The sequence below is a fragment of the Flavobacterium cheongpyeongense genome (genome assembly GCF_003202435.1).
Classification (GTDB): Bacteria; Bacteroidota; Bacteroidia; order Flavobacteriales; family Flavobacteriaceae; genus Flavobacterium; species Flavobacterium cheongpyeongense.
The window spans coordinates 14,975-40,379 of record NZ_QJHK01000030.1 but is presented as its reverse complement, the minus strand read 5'-3'; the positions used below and the strand labels follow the sequence as shown (position 1 = coordinate 40,379).

The following is a 25,405-nucleotide window of genomic DNA, read 5'->3' as shown; positions in this document are numbered from 1 at the left end:
CGCAAGCTTTGGCGATTGAAAAGCACATCAAAGATATGAAAAGCAAAATCTACATTGAAAACCTATTGCGATATCCCGAAGTCATAAATAAATTACTTGAAAAATATAAAGACTGTTAATCAGAGCCCCGAAAGCTTTCGGGGTTGGTTCGAGCCCAAGAGGAGGAGCTTATTAAAAGACTATCATGCAAATGATGGTCTTTTTTTTTCTTAATACAAGTAAAATAACGGATCAATCCCAAAACTGAACTGCATGTCTAACTTAAACCCAAAAGTGGGGCAAGACAATTTTAAAATAGCAGTGAAGTAAAATTTTCGGTATAAATTTCATCATAAAAGAGTTTATACCAATTTATTATCACTTATTCAAATCCGTTTTTTAAAGCAAAAACAGCGAGTCCTACACGGGTTTTTAATTCTAATTTTTCAAACAATGAATCACGGTAGCTTTCGACAGTTCGCGGGCTGCAAAACATTTTTTCTGCTATTTCTTTATAATTCATTTCGGTAATGGTATACTTTAGAAATTCTTTTTCTCTATCAGTAAGTTTGATAGTGCGTTGTTCTTCTTTTTTATTATTCAGGCTGGCAAAAACTATTCTAGAGGCCCAATCCTGATAATAAAAGCCTTCTTTTGCAACTTGTTTTAATGCTTTTTCCAGTTCGTACGGACTTGTGTTTTTGAGTAAATAACCATTTATGCCAAGTTGGATCATTTTAATAACACTTTGCTCATCGTTTTGCATGCTCAATATCATGATTAGAATACCCGGATGTAGTTTCTTCAGCCATTTAGCGGTTTCAAAACCATCCATAATAGGCATGCTTATATCAAGTAAAACGATATCTGGGATTGGTTTTTTTAATTGAAATTTATCTTGTAAATCTTTCCCGTTTTCGCATTCGTATAAAACTTGAAAATCTTCAAAATTTTCAATGATGCCTTTTAATGCTTGTGCGATTAAAATATGATCGTCTACTATTACAATGGTCTTTTTCATCATTTATAAAGAGAAAGTTATGGAAAGTTGTGTTCCTGTTTTTGGGTTGCTTTTTAAATCAAAATTTCCGCCCAGCATTTCTGTTCTTTTTTTCATATTTGAAATTCCAATTCCATTCGCATGTATTTTTGAAATATCAAAACCAATTCCGTCATCTACTAGAGTTAACATTATTTTGTTTTCAAGTTCTTCTAATTCAATAGTTATCAATTTGCATCGTGAATGTTTGATGCTGTTTTGAATGAATTCTTGTGTAATTCTTACCAAAATTGTTTTTAGTTGATAAGGTAAAGCCAGTTTTTTGTTTGTACAATTGAAATCAATTTTAAAAATTTTAAGCTCATTTATCTTTAAGTATTCAGTATTTAATAGCTTATATATTGAACTGGTTTCGATAATATTATCAGTTAATGACTTTGATAATTCTCTTAATTCTTCAAGTGATTGGTTTATGATGTTGTTAATATTTTCAATATTGTCTTTTATTTTTGGTGATTTGCTTTCAAAAGCTAATTGTTGCATGTATAAGCTGGCTAGCGTTAATTTTTGACCAATATTATCATGAATTTCTCTTCCAATATGTTGCATAGTTTGTTCCTGGATCTCAACTTGAGTAGTAAGTAACTCTTTTTGATGTGCTGATTTTTGGTGTAAAAGCATGACAGAGTGTTCTTTCTTTTTTAATTTATACTCGCGAATAAAAATAACGATTCCTGCAATGAATAAAATAAAAAACAGATTAAAGATTATGATTATAATTATAATTTCACTTTTCCCCATATAAAAGAAGCGACAAAGAGTAAGTACATTAAGCAGTTAGAAACCAGAAAGTAAAGATAATATATACTCCAAATAAAAGGTTCTTTTATTATCAAATTATAGAGCCCAAAGAAAGGTAAGGTGCCTACATAAAACATCATTACTCCAATGTTTATGTAAAACATTTTATTTTTTTTATATTCTAAAATATCATCGTTTTGAATTTGTTTTTTGAATTCTAAGAAAACCAATATCATCAATAAAAATGTACCTACAGTATAATTAAAGGAATATACAACTCTTAATTTTTGAAAATACAATTCAACAGGAATAAACGAAAGAATATAAATACATATAAAGATTAAAAAAACTTCTGTTTTTTTTAAAGACTTTAAAGCATAAAGCCAGTAAAAAAAAATAAATTGTATTGGAATTATTACATATGCATAAAAGTATTGCTTATCAATATTTAATATATAAACAACTTCTGAAATGAAAAAATCACTTAAAGCGACAATACATAAATAAACCGCAAACCACTTCCAGTGAGTTTTATTTATCTTTTTAATATAAAACAAGGCCACTCCGGCTGATATCAGTTCAAGATAAAGTAACACAGTTGTTAATATTGGAAAACTTTTATGCATAATATTAAAATGCTCCAGCCATTGGATCAGCAGGAGGAATCAAGTTTCCATGATTTCTGGCCATAGCATCACTTGATGACGCAGTTGACAATGCCATTGGTTGGTACTTTTGTGATTGATAAGGAGCAATTTCATTTTTTTGATCGCGGTTGCTTTTCTTTATAGTAGAAACAAAGCCATTAAATGTACTGGCATCCAGAGGATTAAAGTCGACATCTCCATTTAAATCCTTGTTAAATATTGTAGGTATCATAACTAAAGTATGTCTGGTTGCAAATTGTTTTTTTATTGGGTCTGTTGCCATAAATGCGATATCTCTATTATATGGTTTTGTAAACTCTGAAAGTTCCGGATATGCGGCATAATATATTCTTAATCCTAACTTATTATTTTTTTCAGAACCATTTTTCGCTACGTTTCGTTCAATATGATATATAAATTTTTTTATAGTATCAAGATCAAACCAAATAGAATGGGCGTCTGGCTCATCAATGTCCCTGCTTTTATTTATTGCTGTATATTGATTGGTTCTGTACTGATTAATCATGTCTCTAATTAGACTACTTGTCAATGTACTAGGTCTTTCATTGTGAAAGTCATTGCAGATAGATGTTTCTTTGCTCCCTGATTCTTTAGATCCAAGCCAATTAAAGAATAAAGAAAATACAAGTGCAACAAATAACACTGTAATGATTAATTTTTGTTTTAAGTGTGTTGTCATAATGAAATAGTTTTAGTTTGTAAAGTAAGAAATTATTTAGCAAATAAAGCAAGTCAAAATTATTTTAAGCTCAGTTTTTTCACTATTCCTGCATCCGTTAAATAACGGTATTGTTTTTAGTTAAATCTACAGAATAATATTAGTTTATCGCCCATATATTGATTATGAGATAGTTTGGAGATTTGTAATGTTAGTTTAATGCATTAAATAACAGATTCCAACAGGGTAACCGAAAACTGTATAGAGTAGGTAATTTAAAAATAAAATAAAACAAAATGGAAAATCAATTAAGAAAAAATCGTCCATCTTTCAAAGCGGTTGTAGATGCTTTTCATGAAAACAAAGTAATTAGTAGTAATATAACCTTAAAAGATTTGGCGTCAGTTTCTGATAAGCTAACTAGTACATTAGGTGTTGATGATTTGGCTTCTTGGACTTTTATCGGGCCTAATTTCGTATATACTGGTAGTGATGATATTGCTTCGCCTGAAGTTATCATTAGAAGTAGCAAAGTTTAATTCACTATTCATTTACCAAAATAGCCTAATTATTAAATAAAGTAATTAGGCTATTTTTAATTATATACTATTATGAATGTATTACAAAACATTAGTAACGGAATAAAATCAAATTTAGAGGTTTTTTCATTCGAAAATGGAATTACGGAGGATAGGTATAAAAAATTTGCAGAATTAAGCATTTTTTTTAGTTATTGCTCATCAGATAATTTTGGAAAAGATAACAATGATAGTATTAAAAAGTTTCTTTTGGAAAAAATTAAAAAAATTCCGGCAGACGATATTTTTAAAAATCCCTATATGGTTTTTCATATTACAATGCCATATGTGTTTTTGAGGAAATTCGAAAAAATCCATCTATTAGAATCTTCATTAAAAATAATGTTTAAAAACAATTTGTTTTCTTTTGAAGTCCCACCCCATAGACAAATGGAATGGAATTTTATTAAAAATAAAATGGGAATATCAAATAAGTTCAGATTATGTAATCCTTCCATTTTATCCAAAAATATTTATGTTTGTTCTGTAAATAGAGAAATTGCATATGCGATCAGTCATAGTTTGTTTTATATAACTGATTTTGGCTTTTGCCCTCCTCCGGATAATTTATTGAACATAAAAAAATTAAAGTTTCAATTAGAATGTCTTATTGTTAAATTTTATAAGGAAAATGATTTGGATGTTGTATTAGAATTAAGTGTCAATTACTTTTCATTGATAACTCAGATTGAACTTAGTTTTAATATTCTCAGTATTGTTGATGATTGTATTACTAGAAATTCATTTATAGAAAAAGAATATTCTGAAAAAGTCTTTATTAAAAAATACCATAGTTTATTCGTTATTGGAATACTTTTTTCTCAACTAAAGAATCATTTAAACAACTGCCATCTATCAATTGATATGAGAAAAAAACTGGAAGAAACTCTTAATTCTACTGTTTTTTCAGACAATAAAATTCAAAAAGAAAAGATTAAAAAATTAGATTTAGAGAACTCAAAGGAATTTTTAGCTTGGGAGGCTCTCTTGCAACTTAAGAATAAGGAAATGAATAAAGAAGCATATACAAAGTATGTTGATTCTTTTGGAGTTAATTATTTTTTAGAATTAGAAATAATTTCAAATTTGAAATTATTAAAAAACAGAAATGAAAATAGTTTGCTTTGGGATAGAGAAATAGAATATTTTAAATTAGATAAAAAATCAAGACAACTTTTAATAAAGGAGTATCAAAACAATATTGAATTAGAAATAAAATTTCATGAAAATAGGTGTAAGGATAAGTATATTGAGAATCCGATTATAAAAAAAATAAATAATTACGCTGAGATTATGGTAGAAAATTAACATACCAATTATGGTCTTGAGGAAATGTTGGCTAGGAATATTAAGTGTTCAGAAGGTATTAAAAAACGAAAAGCTGTCAATAATGACAGCTTTTCCGTTAATGTACCCGGAGCCGGAGTCGAACCGGCACGGTTTCCCACAGGTGTTTGAGACCAGCGCGTCTACCAATTCCGCCATCCGGGCTTAGCAGACGAAAAAACAACTAATAAATCAGTTATTTTAACGCAATAGAATAAGTAATTATGAAGTCATAAGTGTACTTATTCCTTTAACACGGTGCAAATGTAAAAAATAAAATTAAATGTGCTACTAAAAATACTTAAATTTTTCCTTTCAGTGTCCAATAAATTTTCTAAATTTGCACCTCGTTAAAACGAAGCACACACAACTAACTACACCCGAGGCAATTATATGTATTTTGCTTTACCGAAAATGGTCAAGCCGAATTGTACAAAGCGCAGCGGAGCAAAAACAACAAATTATAATGTCGCACCTAGAACCAGAAGCTAAAATTTTTGCTTGTTCACAAAGTGTTTATCTTGCAGAAAAAATTGCAGAACAATACGGAATTCCGTTAGGAAAAGTAACGATGTCAACGTATAGTGATGGAGAATTTCAGCCATCTTACGAAGAATCAATTAGAGGATTACGCGTTTTTATAGTGTGTTCGACTTTTCCAACAGCTGATAATTTGATGGAATTGTTATTAATGATCGATGCTGCAAAACGTGCATCAGCAAGACATATTACAGCTGTTATGCCTTATTTTGGTTGGGCAAGACAGGATAGAAAAGACAAACCAAGAGTGCCGATTGGAGCAAAATTAGTAGCTAATTTATTAGATGCTGCCGGAGCGACAAGAGTAATGACAATGGATTTACACGCAGATCAAATTCAGGGGTTTTTCGAAAAACCGGTAGATCATTTATTTGCATCAACGATCTTTTTACCATATGTAGAAAGTTTAGGACTAGAAAACTTAACCATTGCATCTCCGGATATGGGAGGTTCAAAAAGAGCATACGCTTACTCTAAGTTTTTAGAATCAGATGTAGTAATCTGTTACAAACAAAGAAAAGCAGCCAACGTTATCGATACTATGGAGCTTATTGGTGAAGTAAAAGGACGTAACGTAGTATTGGTAGACGATATGATCGATACTGGCGGTACTTTGGCGAAAGCAGCCGATTTAATGATCGAAAAAGGAGCATTAAGCGTAAGGGCAATTTGTACCCACGCTATCTTATCAGGTGGAGCTTACGAAAAAATTGAAAACTCGAAATTGAGCGAATTAATCGTAACAGATTCTATTCCTTTAAAGAGACATTCAGATAAAATAAGAGTAGTGAGTTGTGCACCTCTTTTTGCCGAAGTTATGCATATGGTACACCACAACAATTCCATCAGTGGAAAATTTATAATGTAGTCATTGCGAGGAACGAAGCAATCTCACTACAATAAGAATTAGAATATTTTTAATAACTATATTTTTTTACAATGAAATCGATTACAATTAAAGGATCAGAAAGAGAAAGCGTGGGCAAAGTGTCAACTAAAGCCTTACGTAATGCTGGAGCGGTTCCTTGCGTGTTATACGGAGGAAATCAGGCAGTACACTTCTCAGCAGACGCTGCAGCGTTCAAAAACTTGGTTTACACTCCAAATGCACACACAGTTGTGATTGAGCTTGGAAAAGGAAAATCATTCAATGCAATTTTACAGGATATTCAGGTTCACCCGGTATCTGACAAAATCTTACACATTGACTTCTTTCAATTATTTGATGACAAAGAAATCACTATGGAAGTTCCTGTAAAAGTTGTAGGTACATCTAAAGGTGTTCTTGCAGGTGGTGTTTTACGTTTAAACACTCGTAAATTAAAAGTTAAAGCTTTACCTAAAAACCTTCCAGATTTTGTTGAAGCAGATATTACGCCACTTGAAATGGGTAACAAATTATACGTTACTAAAGTTGGATCACCAGAATACAAAGTGATGCACCCGGACAACACTGTTGTGGCTCAGGTAAGAATTTCTCGTGCTGCAATGAAAGCTGCTCAGGAAGCTGCAAAAGCTGCAAAAGCTCCTGCAAAAGGAAAGAAAAAATAATTTTTTCAATCAATACAAAAGCATCAATCGAAAGGTTGGTGCTTTTTTTGTTTTTAGAGGTTTTGAGTTGCTAAGAGGTTGAGGTTCTAAATTTTCAAATGTCAGACTGAGCGAAGTCGAAGCTTTTTATATTTTTACATTTTTTGTTTGTAGCAGATACTTTTCGTTTTTTCAAGGCCAGACGTTCCTGCCATCCACTTGTATCTTTTCCTGGCTAAAGAAGCCAGAAAAAGGATACCGCTTCTGTCAGGGCTAGCTAAACGTTTAGTTTTTATAAGCTTTTGAGATGAGAAAATCTACAACATGTCAGACTGAGCGAAGTCGAAGTCCAGTAAAACAATTTTCTTTAGATTGTCGAGCTTCTTGCGGAGATCCTTCCTTCGTCAGGATGACAAAAATGTGGGTAAATTTGGTGTTATAAATAAAAATCCGCGTAAATCGGTTTAAAATCTGCGTCATCTGCGTGCTACCCTTAGCGAACTTAGCGAAAAAAACCTTTGCGTTCTTTGCGGTTAATGACAATGTAAATCAAATTATCTAATTGACACATTTTCTAATTACCAAATTAAACCTATTTTTGCAAGCATGATAAAATGGATTACAAAACTGTTTTCATCAACACAAAAAGAAGAGAACACAGATTATATGAAAAAATATTTAATCGTAGGATTAGGAAACATCGGAGCCGAATATGTTAACACAAGGCATAACATTGGATTTAAAGTACTGGACTTTTTAGCCAAAAAAGAAAGCCTTTCCTTCGAAACTGTCAAACTCGGTGCACTTGCCCAATACAAGTTTAAAGGAAGGATCTTTTTGCTGCTCAAGCCAAACACTTATATGAACCTTAGTGGAAAAGCGGTAAAGTACTGGATGGATAAAGAAAACATTCCGTTAGAAAATATTCTGGTCATTACAGATGACTTAAACCTCTCTTTTGGAACCATCCGAATAAAACCAAAAGGAAGCGACGGAGGGCACAACGGACTTAAAAACATCAATCTGGTTTTGAATACGCAGCAATATACCCGATTCCGGTTTGGTATCAGTGATCAGTTCAAAAAAGGGCAGCAGGTTGATTACGTTTTAGGCGATTGGGATGAAGAGGAAAAAACAAAATTACCGGAAAGGTTAGAAGTCGCTTCAGAAATTATCAAATCTTTTGGCACGGCAGGATTAGAAAATACAATGACAACGTTTAACGGGAAGTAAGGATCTTACAGACGTTTTAGTGTTAAAAAAACAATTATAAGGCAACTTAATTCAATTATAACGAAATAGAATTTCCTATTCCAAAGTTAAATGTATAAATTTGAATAAATAATTATAAATCATAAAAATCATATATCATGGCTTTTGAATTACCACAATTACCTTATGCATATGATGCATTAGAACCACATATTGATGCACGTACAATGGAAATCCACCATACTAAACATCATAATGCGTATACAACAAATCTAAATGCTGCCATTGCAGGAACAGATTTAGAAGGAAAAACAATCGAAAATATCTTAATTAACTTAGATAAATCTAACGCTGCAGTACGTAACAATGGTGGAGGTTTCTATAACCACAATTTATTCTGGACTGTAATGTCTCCAAACGGCGGCGGATTGCCAACAGGAGATTTATTAGCAGCTATTGAATCTTCTTTTGGAACTTTTGAAGAATTTAAAGCAAAATTTGCTAAAGCTGGTGCCACACAATTTGGTTCAGGATGGGCTTGGTTATGTGTTCAAAAAGGCGGTAAATTAGACGTTTGCGGAACTCCAAACCAGGATAATCCATTAATGCCGGAAGTAGGTTGTGGCGGAACTCCAATCTTAGGAATGGATGTTTGGGAGCACGCTTACTATTTAAACTACCAAAACAGAAGACCGGATTATATTGAAGCTTTTTTCAGTGTAATTAACTGGACTGAAGTAGCAAGAAGATTTGCTTTAGAAAAATAAAAAGATAGAATAAAGAAATAGAGAATAGACGGATGACAAAAAGGTTGTCCGTCTATTTTTTTGCCCTGCTTTTAATCTATATTTTATTATTCTTTCTTTAAAGAAAATAAAAAAGGCGGAAGAAATTCCGCCTTTTTTGCCCCAAATTACCATATATTTAACCTACTTAATTTATGGTACATCAAATGTATGGTACTGTAATATTTATTTCAAATATTTCGGATGAAAAGCAATTATATCCGATTAAGAGATTGCTTTTAAAAACGTAACTTTATTGCAATAAAAAAGACGGAATTTCTTCCGCCTTTTTTGCCCCAAATCTACCATAAACTTAACCTACTAATGTTATGGTTCTTCAAAGATATATTAGCATTGCACTTTTCCCAAAAATACAGGATGAAATGCAAAAAAATCCGACGAAATGCATATTTTAACTTTTTATTTAGTATGCTCTTGCGTTTTTTCCTTCATAAAAATTCATAAATGCTTTATTTACAACACGATTCCCGCCTGGAGTTGGGTAGTTTCCGGTGAAATACCAATCGCCTAGATTTTTCGGACAGGCAACATGTAAATCTTCTACTTTTTGGAAGATAATTTTCACTTCAGCATTGATTTCCGGAGAGCTTAACATTTCAGCAATTCGGTCTGAAATTTCTTCAGGACTGAATTGATCATAAATTGCGGTTACATAATTTACAACATCGGTGTCTGCATAATTTTCCTGAGCTTTACATTTTGCATACACTTCATCAACAATATGATATAAATTTCTTTCCTTCAATAAATCTAAAGCAGCCCTAAAAGCAACAAGACCTTCCAGTTTTGCCATATCAATTCCGTAACAATCCGGATAACGAATTTGTGGTGCAGAAGAAACAATTACGATGCGTTTTGGTTTTAAACGATCCATCATTTTAATGATACTCATTTTTAATGTAGTACCACGAACAATGCTGTCATCAATAATAACCAGATTATCGGTTGGTTTTATCACTCCGTAAGTAACATCGTAAACGTGGGCGACTAGATCATCTCGGCTGCTGTCTTCTGTAATAAACGTTCTGAGTTTAGCGTCTTTAATTGCAACTTTCTCTGTACGAATTTTTACTGCCAGTAATTCTTGCAGTGTTTCGGCAGTAAGTGTATTTCTGTTTGCTAAGATATAATTGTTTTTTCTCTGATTCAAGAAATCCTGGGCAGCTTCGATTAAGCCATAAAAAGAGGTTTCTGCTGTGTTAGGGATATAAGAGAAAACGGTATTGTCTGTGTCACTGTCTATGGATTCAAGAACAGCAGGTAAAATTAACTTCCCTAAATTTTTTCGTTCCTGATAAATTTCAGCATCACTTCCTCTTGAGAAATAGATTCTTTCAAAAGAACAGGCTTTTTTTACGGTTGGTTCCAGAATTTGATTCATGGTAACTTTTCCGTTTTTCTTTATAATTAAGGCGTTTCCAGGTTCAATTTCTTTAACACTATCAAACGGAACATTAAATACAGTTTGAATCACAGGTCTTTCTGAAGCAACAACAACAACTTCTTCATCCTGATAAAAATATGCAGGACGAATACCTGCCGGATCCCTAAAAACAAATGCGTCTCCATGTCCTAATAAACCAGCCATAGCATAACCGCCATCTAAATTTTTTGCTGAACGTGCTAATATTTTGGCAATATCCAAACGTTCTGCAATTACCGGTGAGGCTTCTCTTTTTGAATAGCCTTCGGCTTTACAATCCTGATATAATTGCATTACTTCCTTATCCAGAAAGTGGCCAATTTTCTCCATAACCGTAACAGTATCGGCCATTTCTTTTGGATGCTGCCCAAGTTCAACTAAATTTTGAAAAAGCTCTTTGACATTGGTCATATTAAAGTTTCCGGCCAAAATTAAATTACGGTGCATCCAGTTACTCTGACGTAAAAATGGATGTACACTTTCGATACTGTTTTTTCCAAAAGTTCCGTAACGAACATGTCCTAAAAATAATTCACCTATATAAGGAATATTTGCTTTTAGCTCTTTCATGTTGTTAGTCAATTCAGGATTTGCTTTTAGTTCCTCACTGATGCGCTCATTGATTTGCTTAAAAACATCCTGTATAGGTTGCGAGTGGTTAGAACGAACCCTGCTGATGTAACGTTCACCTGGCTCTACATCCAGTTTGATGCTGGCAAAACCGGCACCATCCTGACCACGGTTGTGCTGTTTTTCCATCATCAGGTACATTTTTTGTATTCCGTAAAAAGCGGTCCCGTATTTTTCTTTGTAATATTCAAGCGGTTTAAGAAGTCTGACTAAGGCTATACCACATTCGTGTTTTAAAGCGTCGCTCATTGTTTTTGTATTTGTGTGTTGTTGTAAGTTGTCTGTATTGTCGTAATAAAAAAGCCCCGTTTTATCGAGGCTCTTCGGCATTATATTTCTATGTCAAACTGAGTTAACGACTTAAATTGCTGTAATCGAATCGCTACTTCGGCCTTACTTAATGTTTCCATCCTCTCAGTTCCAAATTTCTCGACACAAAATGAAGCTAAATTTGAACCGTAAATAATTGCGTTTTTCATGTTGCCAAACGAAATATTTTCGCTTTGTGCAATAAACCCTGAAAATCCACCAGCGAAAGTATCTCCCGCTCCGGTTGGATCAAAAACTTCTTCTAACGGTAATGCCGGGGCAAAGAACACTTCTCTGTTGTGGAATAAAAGTGCGCCGTGTTCTCCTTTTTTGATCACCACATATTTTGGTCCCATTTCCTGGATTTTAGCTGCCGCTTTTACTAATGAATATTCACCCGAAAGCTGTCTTGCTTCTTCATCATTGATAGTAATAACGTCTACACGCTTAATTACTTCTAATAATTCAGGTAAAGCACAATCCATCCAGAAATTCATAGTGTCTAAAACTACTAATTTTGGTTTTTTCTCCATTTGATCCAAAACACTGCTTTGTACTAACGGATGTAAGTTTCCTAACATTACAACATCAGCATCTTTAAAATTTTGAGGAACTTTTGGCTGAAAATCAGCTAAAACATTTAACTCTGTTACCAAAGTGTCTCTTGAATTAAGATCGTTGTGATATAAACCGCTCCAGAAAAAGGTTTTTCCGCCTTTTACAATTTCGATACCGGAGATGTCGATATTTTTTGAAGTTAGTAAATCTAAATGTTCTTGAGGAAAATCGTCACCAACTACAGAAACTATGGCCGATTGTAAGTTAAAAAAGGATGCTGATAAACCAATGTACGTTGCAGCACCACCTAATATTTTATCTGTTTTTCCGAAAGGAGTTTCAATCGCGTCGAAAGCAACCGTTCCAACAATCAATAATTTATTCATTTTATGAATTTCGAATTAAGGTGCAAAGATACTTCATAAGTTACAATATTGCAACGGTTTGCAATCTCAAAATTTTCATAAAAAAACGACAACGATTTCGAGGTAAAACTCTTGTAAATGAATTGATTAATATTGGTTTTTATGAAAGCTTAAAATATGTTTTCTTGATTTAAAATGCAACTTATATTTTGTAAATGTTTTTAGTTAGATTTGTTTATATATGAATCCTAACGATGAAGAAAATTTTACTTTTATTGCTGTTTTGCTTTTTGTTTTCTTGTGAAAAAAAAGAACCTAATTTTTCTGAAGATATGATTGAAAAATTATCCGTTATGCAGGAATATAAAGATGGGGAATTATTACCATCCATATATTTGGGCTTGGATTTATATGGTTTGACAAAAAACAATGAAGTTTATGGAACCAACAATCATGAATTATTCTTTTTTTTATAAAGAGTACTATTTTAAAAAATTTAAATCCTTTGAAGATTTTTTAAGCGCAGTTCTAAACAAAAATTTTGTTTTGGATAAAGAATTGTTTAAAAAGCGAATTTATCTGGCAAGTTTTAAACTCAACCCAGTTATAGAAAAAGAATATTCAGATTTAGGATTTGATAAATTTCTAAAAAAATATTCGAAACCATCAATTAGAAAAGATGAACTAGAACTGAATAAATCAGTTATAAAGACTGGTGGGTATTCGACAATAAAATATTTTTTATTTTTAAATAGATATGATGTTAGCGTGGATTGCCATAACGGAAAAGATTACATAAGGAAAAGGGAAGGTGCTTTTAAATAATTCACACCTGATACTTCTTATCAAAATAATTCTTTAAAACCCCAACCTGAACCAAAATCATAAAAGGAACAATTAAGATTGCATACAATGTAGTTTTAGAAATATGAATACCGGAAATAATTGCTGAAATTTTATCGGTATACGATTTTCCAATTTCTATATTATTTTCTGCTCCGGCAAAAAAGACATTATAAAGGGCCAAAACAGCCAAAGCAATTCCAATAAAAATCCATGTTGAATTGGAAATCAAAGGTTTATAAGGCTTAATTTTTGCTTTTTCAGCCACAAGAATATGTGACATTAAATTGGACGTAAAGTCGGCAGATGGCGATTCCAAAGTGTTTTCGGCCATCATTTTCTCAATTAGATTTTCTATTTCTTTATCATTTTCTTTCATAACATTCTATTATTTCTGGTTCTAATTGCTTTTTCAAAATTACAGCTAATTTCTGTCGGCTTCTAAATAATTTTACCTTGACATTATTAGCATTAATATTCATGATTTTACCTATTTCTTCTAAACTCTGATCTTCAAAATAAAATAAAGTTAGCAGAAAATTCTCTTCACTTGGTAATAAATTTAAACAATTCTGAATCGTCTGCTTTCGTTCTTTGTCTTCCAGAGCACTCAAAGCATTGTCCATCGTTTTAATTAAGTGTGCCGAAAATTCATCTATCGAAATAGTGTTTTCTTCCTTTTTGCTTTTCTTCAGACGATCTAAACAGGTGTTATATGCTATTTTGTAAATCCAGGTCGAAAATTTAGAATCGCCTTTAAATTTACTCAGTGAATTATATATTTTGATAAAAGTGTCTTGAGCAACTTCTTCGGCTTCTTCCCTGTGTTTAACGATTTTCAGAGCCAACGTAAAAATCATATCCTTATAGCGATCGACTAAGACAGCAAACGCCTTGGTTTCGCCCTGCAGAATTTTATCGATATAATGTTGATCAGGTATTGTACTCATATTATATAGGACGACAATTTGTTCTTTTAGGTTACAAGAATTTTAAAAATAAATTCCAGTTTTTTAAATTTCCAAAATTCCAACTTCGATATTTTACACATATAATTAAGGATTGAACGTTGACAAAAACTTACATTCATAAAAGGTTCATGCATATAGTCATTTCGACTCGTATTTTGAAATTAAATGCTTTTAATGGTACTTAAAATTAGCTGAAAATCAGCAGGTTTTTGGTTTTTTAATTTAAAAATTCAAATTTTTCACCGAAACATGTAACCTCAATTTAAGAGATATCGTCATATGAAGTATCAATCAATTAAAACAATATAAATTATGGGACCGGAAATATTAGTACCATTTAGTTTTTGTGCAACAATCTTTGGGATTGTCTATCTTATTTACTCAACAAGAAACAGAGAACGTCTGGCTCTTATCGAAAAAGGTGTTGATGCCAGTATATTTTTAAAAGGAAGAGGGAAAGGCGGTTCTGCCTGGAAAATTTTTGTTGTAAATCTTGCTTTCTTGTTAATAGGCAGTGGTGTTGGAATTTTTATTGCTTTATTAATTACAACCTACACTTCATTAAATGATGGAGCAGTTTACCCTTCAATTATTTTTGTAATGGCCGGTATTGGACTTTTGGTTGGCTTTAAAACAGCAAAAGATATTGATAAAGAAGGATAAAAAAATTAAGTAAGTAACGAAAAAACGCGTCAAAATAATTTTTGATGCGTTTTTTTATTCTTTAGATCCAATGGTTTCGTAATATGTGTCTGCAGAAAGTTTAGGCTGCATCGATGCCATAACGGCCAGTTGATCACAGCGTTCATTTTGAGGATGATTATTATGTCCTTTAATCCATTTAAAATCAACCTGGTGTTTACGATAAACAACTAAAAACCGTTTCCATAAATCTGGATTCTTTCTGCCTGCAAATTTCTTTTTTTCCCAGCCTAAAATCCATTTCTTCTCAACGGAATCGACAACATATTTTGAGTCTGAAATCACAAGGACTTTCATATTAGGATTTTTTAGTTTCTCGAGACCAACAATTACAGCAAGAAGTTCCATTCTGTTATTGGTTGTCAGGCGAAATCCTTCGTAGAATTCTTTTTTATGCGGAGTTCCAACCAATTCCATTACTACACCATAACCACCATTTCCGGGATTACCTTTTGCGGCACCATCTGTATATATATGTACTTCGTGCATTTAAATTCTAGAGTTTTAAGTTTTAGATCACAAAACTTATCTGAAAATTGATTTTGAATTTTGTTTTTGAAGCTGAAATTTATTCGTTCAATAATTTTTCGATTACCTCCGGGAAGAATTTTTGCTCTAATTCGTGAATCTTTTCAGCAACTGTTTCCGGAGTGTCTTTCTCAGTTACAGCAACATTCATCTGAAAAATGATTCCGCCTTCATCATAATGCTCGTTTACATAATGTATAGAAATTCCGGTTTCCTTTTCTTTATTATTCACTATGGCTCTGTGTATGTGCATTCCGTACATACCTTTTCCTCCGTAATTAGGTAAAAGGGCAGGGTGGATATTAATGATTTTATTTGGATAAAGTTCAATTATATTTTGCGGAAATTTCAGCAAAAAACCAGCTAAAACGATTAGATCCGGGGCGATTTCCTGTATTTTTTGTAGTATGTTTCGTTCTAAAAGTTCGTTTTTTGAGAAGATTTCAACAGGAATTTGATGATTTTTTGCTCTTTCAATAACTTTTGCATTTGGATTATTTGTAAATACTGAAACAACCTGAGCAACTTTGGTTTCTTTAAAGTATTTAATAATATTTTCTGCGTTACTTCCTGAACCTGAGGCAAAAATAACAATTTTTTTCATAATCAAATATATTTTGAGACTGCAAAAAACGGAATAAAAAATCAAAATAAATAGTATTAAAAGAGCTTTCTTGAAATTAATTTTATAAATTAGTAACACATTTATTAACTAAATAGTTGTTTTAAAATAAAGTTTTTTATTTTTGCCAACAAATTAAATTCTAAAATTAAAGATTATGTCAGACATTGCATCAAGAGTAAAAGCGATTATCGTAGACAAATTAGGTGTTGACGAAAACGAAGTTGTAACAGAAGCAAGCTTCACTAATGATTTAGGAGCTGACTCATTAGACACTGTTGAGCTTATTATGGAATTCGAAAAAGAATTTGATATTCAAATTCCGGACGATCAAGCAGAAAACATTGCTACTGTTGGTCAAGCTATTTCTTATATCGAGGAAGCTAAAAAATAATAAATATACACCCGGTTTATAATGTATAAATCGGGTGTTATTATTTTTTTTAAAATTTAAATTTAGATTGGTACACAATCAAAGATATATTTATATTGTAATGCCCATGGCTCTTAAGTAAATACTATAGTTAAGAAAGCATGGGTTTTATTTGTTAAAGACACAAAATACATTTTTATGGCATTAAAGCGAGTTGTTGTAACAGGATTAGGCGCTCTTACTCCTATTGGAAATAATATCCAGGAATATTGGGATGCGCTTATTAATGGAGTTAGCGGTGCTGCCCCTATCACGTATTATGATACGGAGAAGCATAAGACTAAATTTGCCTGCGAAGTAAAAAACTTCAATATTGAAGATTACATGGACCGCAAGGAATCGCGCAGATTAGATAAATTTGCTCAATATGCAGTTGCGGCAAGCGACGAAGCAATTAAAGATGCGGGATTAACAGACGAAAATATCGACAAACAAAGAGTTGGGGTTATTTGGGGAGCAGGAATTGGAGGTTTGGAAACTTTTCAGGATGAAGTAATGTACTACGCAAAAGGGGATGGAACGCCAAAGTTCAATCCGTTTTTTATTCCTAAAATGATTGCTGATATTGCACCGGCACATATTTCTATGCGTAATGGCTATATGGGACCTAATTATACAACTGTTTCAGCTTGTGCTTCTTCTGCAAATGCCTTAATTGATGCTTTCAACTATATTCGTTTAGGAATGTGTGATGTGATTGTGTCTGGAGGTTCAGAAGCAGCTGTTACTATTGCAGGTATGGGGGGGTTCAGCTCAATGCACGCTTTATCTACAAGAAACGAAAGCCCGGAAACAGCTTCAAGACCTTTTGATGCTACCAGAGATGGTTTTGTATTAGGAGAGGGAGCAGGAGCATTGGTTCTTGAAGAATATGAACATGCAAAAGCAAGAGGGGCAAAAATTTACTGTGAAGTTGGCGGAGGCGGAATGTCATCTGATGCCTACCATTTGACAGCACCACATCCGGAAGGAATTGGTGTAATTGCAGTAATGAAAAACACACTACGAGATGCCGGAATGAATCCCGAAGATGTTGATCATATCAATACACACGGAACTTCTACTCCTTTGGGAGATGTAGCTGAATTAAAAGCGATTAGTGCTGTTTTTGGTGATCATGCAAAAAAAATCAACATCAACTCCACAAAATCAATGACAGGACACTTACTTGGTGCAGCCGGGGCTATTGAGGCAATTGCTTCTATTTTAGCGATGAAGTACAGTATTGTTCCTCCAACGATTAATCATACCGTTGTAGATGAGAACATTGATCCCTCATTAAACCTAACATTGAACAAACCTCAAAAAAGAGAAGTAAATGTTGCTATGAGTAACACTTTTGGTTTTGGTGGTCACAATGCTTGTGTATTGTTTAAAAAATTAGCTGACTAATTTTGTCTATGAATATTATCAAAAAAATATTTTCAAAATCCCGTTCTCAAGAAGACGGGATTTTTTTTGACACTATTCAGAAAATTCTTGGTTTTCAGCCAGTTACCATAGGGTTTTACAAGAAAGCATTTACCCATCGCTCCTCTAATAAATTGGATGAATCAGGAAATCCAATTAATTACGAGCGACTTGAATTTTTAGGAGATGCTATGTTAAGCTCCGTAATCGCAGCGCATTTGTTCAATAAGGCACCCAACGGAGATGAAGGTTATTTAACTAAGATGCGTTCAAAAATTGTAAGTAGGGAACACCTGAACGAATTAGGCAAAGATTTAAATTTAGTACGGTTTGTTGAAAGTAAAGTGCCTATTCAGCACTTTGGTGAAAATATTCATGGAAATATTTTTGAAGCACTCATTGGAGCAATTTATTTAGATCGGGGATATTCTTTTTGCGAAAAATTTATTCAAAAAAGGGTCATTATACCTTATGTTGACATTGCCCGTCTTGAAGGAAAAGTGATTAGTTATAAAAGTTTGGTGATTGAATGGTGTCAGAAAGAAAAGAAAATCTTTCATTATGATATTTTTGAGGATAACGGAATTGATGGACAACGTTTGTTTGGTGTCAAATTGAGCATAGACAACAGAATAATCGCAAGAGCAAGGGCAACTTCAAAAAAGAAGGCAGAAGAGAAAGCGTCACAGCGGGCTTATTTCGCATTCCAGGAAAAAATGGATAAGAAATAACACAAAAAGTAGCGTAATATTCTTAATGCTATAACGTTTTCGTTTATAAATTAACAAAAACATGCTGTTCTTAACTATCTAAGCTACGATAGAAATAGTATATTTACAGCTTGATATTTCATGACATGGCTATTCATAGATTGGATTTGGACGAATTTGACGAAATTGATTATTATTTGATGGCAATCCACACTTCTTTAGAAGATTATAGATTGGCCTATTTTATCAATAAAAAGCTTCCGATAAACTTAAGTAAGAGCAAAAACGAGATTCATGCTCAGACTAAGGAAGGCGAGACAAATTTTTCCAGATTCTATTATTATGACACCGACAAAGCCCTTTCATGGAACTTGATTCAGAATAAAAATGAAATCATTTCAGTGAGAGCAAATGATTTTCAGAATTTGTTTTCCAATGAAAATAGTGAGATTTCAACAACAATTCATTTACTTCCTGAATTCAAAAAAGTAGATTTTTTCCTGAAAATAGATAATAGTGGTGAGGCTATAAACTTTTCAGAAATACAGCAAAGGCTAAATACAATTGAGAGTATCGCAGCTATTTATGCTGTGGATATCAATAAAATAAAATCAAAAAACAATTTAATTTTTTAAAAAAAATGCTTACAAACAAAAAAACCAAAATTGTAGCCACACTTGGACCTGCATGTGGAACGAAAGAGATCATCAAAGATATGATCGACGCAGGTGTAAATGTATTTAGAATTAATTTTTCGCATGCTGATTATGAAGGTGTAAAAGAGAAAATAAATATTATTAGAGAACTAAACGAAGAATTTGGTTATACTACAGCAATCCTTGGCGATTTACAAGGGCCAAAACTTAGGGTTGGTGTAATGGAAGAAGGCACAACTGTTAATGATGGTGATATTATAACCTTTACAACAGCCGAAGATATTATAGGAACTGCCCAAAAAGTTTTTATGAAATATCAAAATTTCCCAAATGATGTTAATCCTGGAGAGCGTATTTTGCTTGATGATGGAAAACTTATTTTTGAAATTATCTCTACAGACAAAAAAACAGAAGTTGTTGCTAAGGTAATTCAGGGTGGGGAATTAAAATCTAAAAAAGGGGTTAATCTTCCTAATACTAAAATTTCATTACCGGCCTTAACTGAAAAAGACATTGCAGATGCAATTTTCGCTATTGAGCAAAAAGTAGACTGGATTGCCCTTTCATTTGTAAAAACGCCCCGCGATTTACAGGATTTGCAGGAATTGATTGCAAAACATTCAGATGTTAAAATTCCGATTGTTGCTAAAATTGAAATGCCGGAAGCTCTTGAAAACATGGATCGAATTGTTGCATATTGTGACGCTCTGATGGTAGCACGCGGAGATTTAGGAGTTGAACTTCCTGCACATGAAGTACCATTAGTTCAAAAAGATTTAATTAGAAGAGCTAAAACTGCAAGAATTCCCGTAATTGTGGCAACACAAATGATGGAAACAATGATTACAAGCTTAACTCCAACAAGAGCTGAAGTAAATGACGTTGCAAACTCCGTTATGGACGGAGCTGATGCGGTAATGTTATCCGGAGAAACTGCTACAGGAAACTATCCGGTACAGGTTATTCAAAAAATGACTCAAATTTGTGAGGCTGTTGAAAATTCTCCACTAATTCAGGTGCCTCAAAATACACCACAAATTAAAACAAAACGTTTTATTACTAAAACAATTTGTCAACAAGCGGCTTTAATGGCTAATACAATTCAGGCAAAAGCAATTTGTACCTTGACAAATAGTGGTTATACTGCTTTTCAAATTTCGGCTTGGAGACCATCATCGGCACATATTTTAGTGTTTACTTCAAACAGAAGAATCTTAACACAATTGAATTTGTTATGGGGAGTTAAATCATTCTTCTATGATAAAGATGAAAGTACAGATGACACTGTTACAGACGTAAATAAAATTGCAATTGAAGAAGGATATGCTGCAAAAGGAGATTATTTGATTAATCTTGCTGCAATGCCAATTAAAGATAAAGGAATGGTAAATACTATGAGAGTTTCTGAAATAGAATAATTTTTAGAATAAATTAAATTTTAATTAAAACCACCATTTTTTGGTGGTTTTTCTGTATAAAATACTCTCATATGATTTATCGTTGTAAAGATTAACGATTGGGAGGTACTAAACAGTTCTAATTTTATGAAAAAATCTAAATCACTCAGACTATCTACGGCACGAAATTTTGTTGTAAAGTTCAAAATCTGAATGTATGATAGAAAATGTGTATGATAAATACACTATGGAATATTTTTTTATTCCATAGTGTATTTAATAAAATGTTTTATTTTACTACAATTTCAAAAGAACTTATTGTGCAAAATCTTCCCCAATCAGGCTGGGAGGTTGATATTCCAACAGTAATTGGAGTAGTCTGGTCAATAGTAAATTCTAAAATATATTCAGTTCTACCTATTCCATTGCTAAGGACTCTTTTATACTTTAAGACATCTGTAGCAGTACTAACAGATTCTACATCAGGTAATTCTACATCACCTTTAGCAACGATAATATAAAATCCACCCGGATCACTTTCCAGATGATTTGATTCAAATACAACAACCTTTAATTGATAGGTTGCCGGTTCAGCTGTAACGCTCTGATAAAGTTTGCCATTAGTGATAGCGGGTGCTCCCCAGCCTGATTCAAAATTAACAGTTGCATTATTTGCTTTACCACAGCATCCTCCGTCATATCCTCCATAGCCATTATGATTTTTGGCAGCAGCATTCGTTGTCCAATTTGCAATTACTCCCCATCTGCCACCATCGTAAGATGCATAGGAGAAAGGTTGTTTTGCATTTAGTAAAACTGGGGTTGGCACAGGTCTTACATCTTTATAAGCCGCATAAAAAGTATCAATTGATTTTGTTACAGGTTTATAAAGTGTTGTATATCTATAAGTAGAACCACTCTTGAAATCACTGATAACAACACTCCCTTTGCTAATGTCTGTAAATACTGTTTTTAGCTGATCAGAAGAATTTGTATATTCTATTTCTGTGCCCAAAGCTCCGGAATCTGCATTTAAATTTATGAAATTGACAGTCAGTTCACTACCAATAAGTACGTTATTAAGAATAGGTCTGTTGATTAATGAGCTTATGTATCGATCTCCATAAACCTCCGCAGAAGCTGTTACTGCTATTGACGAATTGCCTTTTGCATCAAAGGTTCTAAACTCGAAATTATAAATATTCTCTTCTAAATTATCTATAATTTTTGAAACTGCATCGATTCCAGAAGTTCTGGTAATGGGTACAGTAACAGAATCTTTTTTATTATTCCAATAAATTCGAAGTTCCGTAACCTTTGGATCTGATATTATAAGCCCTTGAACTTCTAATCGATTTCTTCCAGGAAATAGTTTTAATGAATCTATTTTTCCTGTATAAGAGATTGCTCCACCTTTGGTAAATTTTAAATACTCATCACCGCTTGTACAGGAATTGATAATGAGAACTGACAAAACCACAAAAATTATGACTAAAATATTCCTTAAATTTTTCATTGTTTTCATTTTAATATTAAAAATTAGGATTACCATATACCTGCACTTCAGAAACGGCCATAAACTTACCTCCGACCCAGTTTTCTAAACATTCGATTCTAAGGTATCGAACAGCAGGTTTTTCTAATGCAATTTCATAATCTGCACCATCTCTGGCTGCTAGAAGATCATCGTTATTTTCCTGTCCGTAAGGTAATCCTGAAGGTTTTTTTATTTCATATTCTCCCATCAAAGTCCAATTACTATCCAGAGTACCATCATTCAGGGTATTACTGCCCCAGATTCTAAACTTTTTTACAGCTCCCAGATAGTAATACATTCTCTGGCCTCCGATAGGTTCCGAAAAATTCCACATTCTCATACGGCTTAATTTAGTGGTCTTTCCTATATCAAAAGTTACCAGATGATTCCCTACATCTACAGTTCTGTCTGTAAAATAAGAGCCCCAATATTCTAAAAACTGACCATCCCACAAATTTGTAACCGGGTAAGCATTATTAATTGTTTTAGTATCATTGTTAAGATGCACGGTTACAAAAGCAGATTTTGGCATCATAACTTCAAAAAACGGTTCAATATTAGTAAATAAAGTATCTGTATAGTTGAGCCAGCGATCTCTCACAACTACAGCAAAATCTTGTTTTACAGGTTCCATTCCTCTCAAGCTTTGTCCAATATGATCTACAGACGTATAAATACTTGTAGGTAATGGTACCCAGTCTCCTTTGACATCTTTTTGCATCACTAAAATGCCTATTTCTTCTTTTGTAATGTTATCGGCAGTAATGCGAATACCTCCAAAATCGGGCTGAACTTCTAAAGAATCAAAGACATCATAAATTGGAGCCTTGCCAGGTGCTACTGTAACCGTAACAGGTTTAGATTCTGTTTCGCTTTTATTAACTGCATAAATTTTAACCTCTGTTGTCGATTGGCCTGCAAAACCTTCTAAAAGCATGGAATTAGAATAGTAGGAAGATTTGACTTCCATAGGTTTGCCATTTTCCAGCGTATATCTGGCAACAACATACAAAAGGTCTTCATCTGAGGGTAATGTATAAGTTAGTTTTGCTTTTCCCTGCAAATTTTGGACGATAACATTTGTGACTTCAGCCGGAGCTGTTCCGTTATTTTCTAAAGGTTCAGGTTCCTGATTCTCATTACAAGATACAAAAGCCAGAATTAAAGACATTATGAGTACCCTTGCGGATGATTTTATAATTTGTTTCATAATTTTGTTTTTTATGATTATTACCAACCTGGATTCTGAATCAGATTTGGATTTTGAATAAGTGTTGTTTCGTCAAGTGGCCAAAAATAATCCCTTGGTGCAACAAAACGTTGTTGATTTAGAGTTCGTACCTGATAATAGGCTCCTTCGGTAACTCCAAAAACATTCCAGCCTTTTACGGGTTCATTGAATTCCTGGTTAGCTTTTTTCCATCTTCTGATATCCCAGTAATTCTTGCCTTCATATGCCATTTCAATACTGCGTTCTCTGTGAATAATTTCACGCAAACCTTCCTGAGTAGTATATTTGCCCGGATTTCTGGAAAAATTTGTCCAGGATTCCACAACTCCTTTTAATCCTGCACGCTGACGTATAATATCCAGATATTGCAATACTTCACCGGAAGCTGCAATTCCATCGGCTTCATTAAGTGCTTCGGCATACATTAAATACAAATCAGCCAAACGAAGTTCTGGCCAGGCATATTCTTTGTATAAACTTCCGTTTCCAAAATGTTGTTCCCAATTCACCAGTTTTTTTATGTAGTAACCAGTTATATTAAAATCAAAAGCATCTGCGCTTCCTGCATAGTCCTGATATTTAGCTTTGATATAATATTTCGTCTCATCAGAACCGCTGTCATATTTATAGAAAATAGCTCCGTCAAAACCTAAATCAGCATAAAAACGAGGTTCTCTGTTAAAATTTAAAATGGAAGTACGATAGCCTTCTTTAATATCGAATTTATCTGCGGCAGTTGCTTCTCTTATCGTTGTAATATCACCAAATGTCAAGGTTTTATCTTCCTCTATAGGTACTCCATTTTTGGTATAGAAATTAGATGCAGACTCAATGGTAGGTGAAAGTACTTTTCTGGCCTGGGTATGTGTAATAGTATTGTCAAGAGGCATCATACAAAGTCGCTGTAATTGATAGGTACGACTGTTAGGATTTGCCCAGATAACTTCATCGTTCCAGGGTTCAGTTATTGCCTGTGTGATATTAAGTTTAGTTTTTGCAGTCTGAGAAATAGTAAAGGCAACATCGTTCTTATAGAAAATTTTATGCCCGCCACTTTCAGCGGCTATTATAGCTTCTTTAGCTGCATTTGCCGCCTTTTTCCATTTGTTTACATCATAAGTTGTATTAAACAATGGGGTTCCGTTTTTTGTATTAAATCCTGCCATATCCGAATTTCCATTAAATAACGGACTTGCAGCCATAAGCAATAATTCGGTTTTAATCCCTAAAGCTACAGGCTTTGTAATTCTTCCTAACTCATTTTGAGTATCTGTAATTTGGGGAGGCAATACGACAGCTGCTTCGTCTAATAAAGTAACCAAATAGTCTACTGTTCCATCAATGGGTTCTCTTGCTACCTGAATTTGTTCTACAGAAGCATCAATAGGCAGATTAACACGAATCACAGGAATTGGTCCATACATTCGCATTAAATAATAATGATAATATGCTTTTAAAAATTTGGCTTCTCCTATCCATCGCAAGCGCTCTGATTCTGATAAATCTGCTACTTTAGTCCTGTCTTCTACATTTTCAAGAAAAACATTACAATGTCTGATTCCATCAAAAAGTGGATAAAGATCTCCAGGTCCTGCTGCCTGATAGTTGCCTTCCCAGGCATTCATATAAGGACTTGCTTTTCTTTGCGTACCGGTAGCAATATTAAAAGCATAGCTTGTTATCGCCGCACGATTTGGTGCTACCCATGTTTCATCTCCGGCCAACATTCCTATATTATATACTCCATCTCCATTTTTAGGAATATAAGAATAGCAGGTGAACAAATATTTTTGAGCTTCATTTCTCAATTTAAAAGCATTTTCTAATGTAGTGACATTGTCCGGAACTACATCCAGGAAATCTTTTTCACATGATTGCAAACCTACCAGACAAAGTATCGTCATTACTATCCCGAAAAACTTTCTTCCTTTTTGGAGGCTTATCTTTACTGAAATTATATTTTTAATTTTCATGATTTTATC

27 protein-coding genes and 1 tRNA gene are annotated in these 25,405 nt (G+C 33.2%); 14 read left to right on the top strand and 14 right to left on the bottom strand.

Annotation, left to right across the window (positions count from 1 at the left end; all coding sequences use genetic code 11):
- Positions 1-361: 361 nt before the first annotated feature.
- The 4 genes from DMB65_RS20950 to DMB65_RS20935 all read right to left on the bottom strand — a co-directional run bounded on the left by DMB65_RS20950 (position 362) and on the right by DMB65_RS20935 (position 3,127).
- Positions 362-1,003 (bottom strand): response regulator transcription factor, encoded by a 642-nt coding sequence (locus DMB65_RS20950; protein WP_230470738.1) that lies wholly within the window; start codon positions 1,001-1,003, stop codon positions 362-364.
- The gene (locus tag DMB65_RS20945; protein WP_230470737.1) at positions 1,004-1,660 is read right to left on the bottom strand and encodes a sensor histidine kinase; all 657 of its coding nucleotides are present in this window, start codon (positions 1,658-1,660) and stop codon (positions 1,004-1,006) included. It abuts the gene before it with no gap.
- Between the two features lie 98 nt (positions 1,661-1,758).
- A complete protein-coding gene (locus DMB65_RS20940) occupies positions 1,759-2,406 on the bottom strand; it encodes a hypothetical protein (RefSeq protein WP_110308574.1) in 648 nt (215 codons plus the stop codon).
- Positions 2,407-2,410: 4 nt separating this feature from the next.
- Positions 2,411-3,127: a hypothetical protein gene (locus tag DMB65_RS20935; RefSeq protein ID WP_110308573.1), complete on the bottom strand. Its 717-nt coding sequence runs from the start codon at positions 3,125-3,127 to the stop codon at positions 2,411-2,413.
- Positions 3,128-3,402: 275 nt separating this feature from the next.
- Here DMB65_RS20935 and DMB65_RS20930 point away from each other — a divergent pair, with 275 nt between their 5' ends.
- Positions 3,403-3,645: a hypothetical protein gene (locus DMB65_RS20930; protein WP_110308572.1), complete on the top strand. Its 243-nt coding sequence runs from the start codon at positions 3,403-3,405 to the stop codon at positions 3,643-3,645.
- A gap of 72 nt (positions 3,646-3,717) precedes the next feature.
- Positions 3,718-4,992, top strand: a complete 1,275-nt coding sequence (locus tag DMB65_RS20925) for a DUF6895 family protein (RefSeq protein WP_110308571.1) — start codon at positions 3,718-3,720, stop codon at positions 4,990-4,992.
- Between the two features lie 103 nt (positions 4,993-5,095).
- Here the strand turns inward: DMB65_RS20925 and DMB65_RS20920 are convergent.
- Positions 5,096-5,175: transfer RNA gene (locus DMB65_RS20920), tRNA-Leu, on the bottom strand.
- A gap of 301 nt (positions 5,176-5,476) precedes the next feature.
- On the opposite strand from DMB65_RS20920, the gene DMB65_RS20915 reads away from it, so the two are divergent.
- From DMB65_RS20915 to DMB65_RS20900, 4 genes are all read left to right on the top strand, one after another.
- Positions 5,477-6,418, top strand: a complete 942-nt coding sequence (locus DMB65_RS20915; RefSeq protein WP_078226894.1) for a ribose-phosphate pyrophosphokinase — start codon at positions 5,477-5,479, stop codon at positions 6,416-6,418.
- A gap of 71 nt (positions 6,419-6,489) precedes the next feature.
- A complete protein-coding gene (locus tag DMB65_RS20910; protein WP_110308570.1) occupies positions 6,490-7,101 on the top strand; it encodes a 50S ribosomal protein L25/general stress protein Ctc in 612 nt (203 codons plus the stop codon).
- A 585-nt stretch (positions 7,102-7,686) separates the two neighbouring features.
- A complete protein-coding gene (pth, locus tag DMB65_RS20905) occupies positions 7,687-8,313 on the top strand; it encodes an aminoacyl-tRNA hydrolase (protein ID WP_110308569.1) in 627 nt (208 codons plus the stop codon).
- Positions 8,314-8,450: 137 nt separating this feature from the next.
- On the top strand, positions 8,451-9,059 hold the full coding sequence (locus DMB65_RS20900) for a superoxide dismutase (RefSeq protein ID WP_110308568.1): 609 nt from the start codon (positions 8,451-8,453) through the stop codon (positions 9,057-9,059).
- A 442-nt stretch (positions 9,060-9,501) separates the two neighbouring features.
- On the opposite strand, the gene DMB65_RS20895 is transcribed toward DMB65_RS20900, so the two are convergent.
- Together DMB65_RS20895 and DMB65_RS20890 are read right to left on the bottom strand one after the other, a co-directional pair.
- A complete protein-coding gene (locus DMB65_RS20895; RefSeq protein WP_110308577.1) occupies positions 9,502-11,400 on the bottom strand; it encodes an amidophosphoribosyltransferase in 1,899 nt (632 codons plus the stop codon).
- Positions 11,401-11,480: 80 nt separating this feature from the next.
- A complete protein-coding gene (locus DMB65_RS20890; RefSeq protein ID WP_110308567.1) occupies positions 11,481-12,404 on the bottom strand; it encodes a PfkB family carbohydrate kinase in 924 nt (307 codons plus the stop codon).
- Between the two features lie 233 nt (positions 12,405-12,637).
- On the opposite strand from DMB65_RS20890, the gene DMB65_RS20885 reads away from it, so the two are divergent.
- Entirely contained in the window at positions 12,638-12,859 is a 222-nt protein-coding gene (locus DMB65_RS20885; RefSeq protein WP_110308566.1) for a hypothetical protein, read from the top strand.
- Positions 12,837-13,208: a hypothetical protein gene (locus DMB65_RS20880; protein WP_110308565.1), complete on the top strand. Its 372-nt coding sequence runs from the start codon at positions 12,837-12,839 to the stop codon at positions 13,206-13,208. Before DMB65_RS20885 ends, DMB65_RS20880 begins: the two co-directional genes overlap by 23 nt.
- 1 nt (position 13,209) lies before the next feature.
- On the opposite strand, the gene DMB65_RS20875 is transcribed toward DMB65_RS20880, so the two are convergent.
- Positions 13,210-13,605 (bottom strand): hypothetical protein, encoded by a 396-nt coding sequence (locus DMB65_RS20875; protein WP_110308564.1) that lies wholly within the window; start codon positions 13,603-13,605, stop codon positions 13,210-13,212.
- Positions 13,592-14,176 (bottom strand): RNA polymerase sigma factor, encoded by a 585-nt coding sequence (locus tag DMB65_RS20870; protein WP_110308563.1) that lies wholly within the window; start codon positions 14,174-14,176, stop codon positions 13,592-13,594. The genes DMB65_RS20875 and DMB65_RS20870 overlap by 14 nt, the downstream gene beginning before the upstream one ends.
- Before the next feature lie 333 nt (positions 14,177-14,509).
- Between DMB65_RS20870 and DMB65_RS20865 the strand changes: the two genes are divergently transcribed.
- The gene (locus DMB65_RS20865) at positions 14,510-14,860 is read left to right on the top strand and encodes a DUF6249 domain-containing protein (protein WP_031454026.1); all 351 of its coding nucleotides are present in this window, start codon (positions 14,510-14,512) and stop codon (positions 14,858-14,860) included.
- 54 nt (positions 14,861-14,914) lie between these two features.
- On the opposite strand, the gene rnhA is transcribed toward DMB65_RS20865, so the two are convergent.
- Both rnhA and purN read right to left on the bottom strand, forming a co-directional pair.
- Positions 14,915-15,388 (bottom strand): ribonuclease HI, encoded by a 474-nt coding sequence (gene rnhA / locus DMB65_RS20860; protein WP_110308562.1) that lies wholly within the window; start codon positions 15,386-15,388, stop codon positions 14,915-14,917.
- A 79-nt stretch (positions 15,389-15,467) separates the two neighbouring features.
- Positions 15,468-16,031, bottom strand: a complete 564-nt coding sequence (gene purN, locus DMB65_RS20855) for a phosphoribosylglycinamide formyltransferase (RefSeq protein ID WP_110308561.1) — start codon at positions 16,029-16,031, stop codon at positions 15,468-15,470.
- A 175-nt stretch (positions 16,032-16,206) separates the two neighbouring features.
- On the opposite strand from purN, the gene DMB65_RS20850 reads away from it, so the two are divergent.
- The 5 genes from DMB65_RS20850 to pyk all read left to right on the top strand — a co-directional run bounded on the left by DMB65_RS20850 (position 16,207) and on the right by pyk (position 20,676).
- Positions 16,207-16,443 (top strand): acyl carrier protein, encoded by a 237-nt coding sequence (locus tag DMB65_RS20850; RefSeq protein ID WP_007137004.1) that lies wholly within the window; start codon positions 16,207-16,209, stop codon positions 16,441-16,443.
- Between the two features lie 177 nt (positions 16,444-16,620).
- Positions 16,621-17,874, top strand: a complete 1,254-nt coding sequence (gene fabF / locus DMB65_RS20845) for a beta-ketoacyl-ACP synthase II (protein ID WP_110308560.1) — start codon at positions 16,621-16,623, stop codon at positions 17,872-17,874.
- An 8-nt stretch (positions 17,875-17,882) separates the two neighbouring features.
- Complete coding sequence (rnc, locus tag DMB65_RS20840; protein ID WP_110308559.1) at positions 17,883-18,623, top strand: ribonuclease III; 741 nt, start codon at positions 17,883-17,885, stop codon at positions 18,621-18,623.
- Between the two features lie 125 nt (positions 18,624-18,748).
- Entirely contained in the window at positions 18,749-19,237 is a 489-nt protein-coding gene (locus DMB65_RS20835) for an IPExxxVDY family protein (protein WP_110308558.1), read from the top strand.
- A 5-nt stretch (positions 19,238-19,242) separates the two neighbouring features.
- Positions 19,243-20,676: a pyruvate kinase gene (gene pyk / locus DMB65_RS20830; RefSeq protein WP_110308557.1), complete on the top strand. Its 1,434-nt coding sequence runs from the start codon at positions 19,243-19,245 to the stop codon at positions 20,674-20,676.
- Positions 20,677-20,944: 268 nt separating this feature from the next.
- On the opposite strand, the gene DMB65_RS20825 is transcribed toward pyk, so the two are convergent.
- Genes DMB65_RS20825 through DMB65_RS20815 form a run of 3 tightly spaced genes read right to left on the bottom strand, consistent with a single transcriptional unit; the run spans position 20,945 to position 25,396 of the window.
- Positions 20,945-22,171, bottom strand: a complete 1,227-nt coding sequence (locus DMB65_RS20825; protein ID WP_165835010.1) for a DUF4998 domain-containing protein — start codon at positions 22,169-22,171, stop codon at positions 20,945-20,947.
- A gap of 16 nt (positions 22,172-22,187) precedes the next feature.
- Positions 22,188-23,402 (bottom strand): DUF4959 domain-containing protein, encoded by a 1,215-nt coding sequence (locus DMB65_RS20820; RefSeq protein ID WP_110308576.1) that lies wholly within the window; start codon positions 23,400-23,402, stop codon positions 22,188-22,190.
- A 20-nt stretch (positions 23,403-23,422) separates the two neighbouring features.
- Positions 23,423-25,396, bottom strand: coding sequence for a RagB/SusD family nutrient uptake outer membrane protein (locus DMB65_RS20815; protein WP_110308555.1), 1,974 nt, complete (start codon positions 25,394-25,396; stop codon positions 23,423-23,425).
- Positions 25,397-25,405 lie beyond the last annotated feature (9 nt).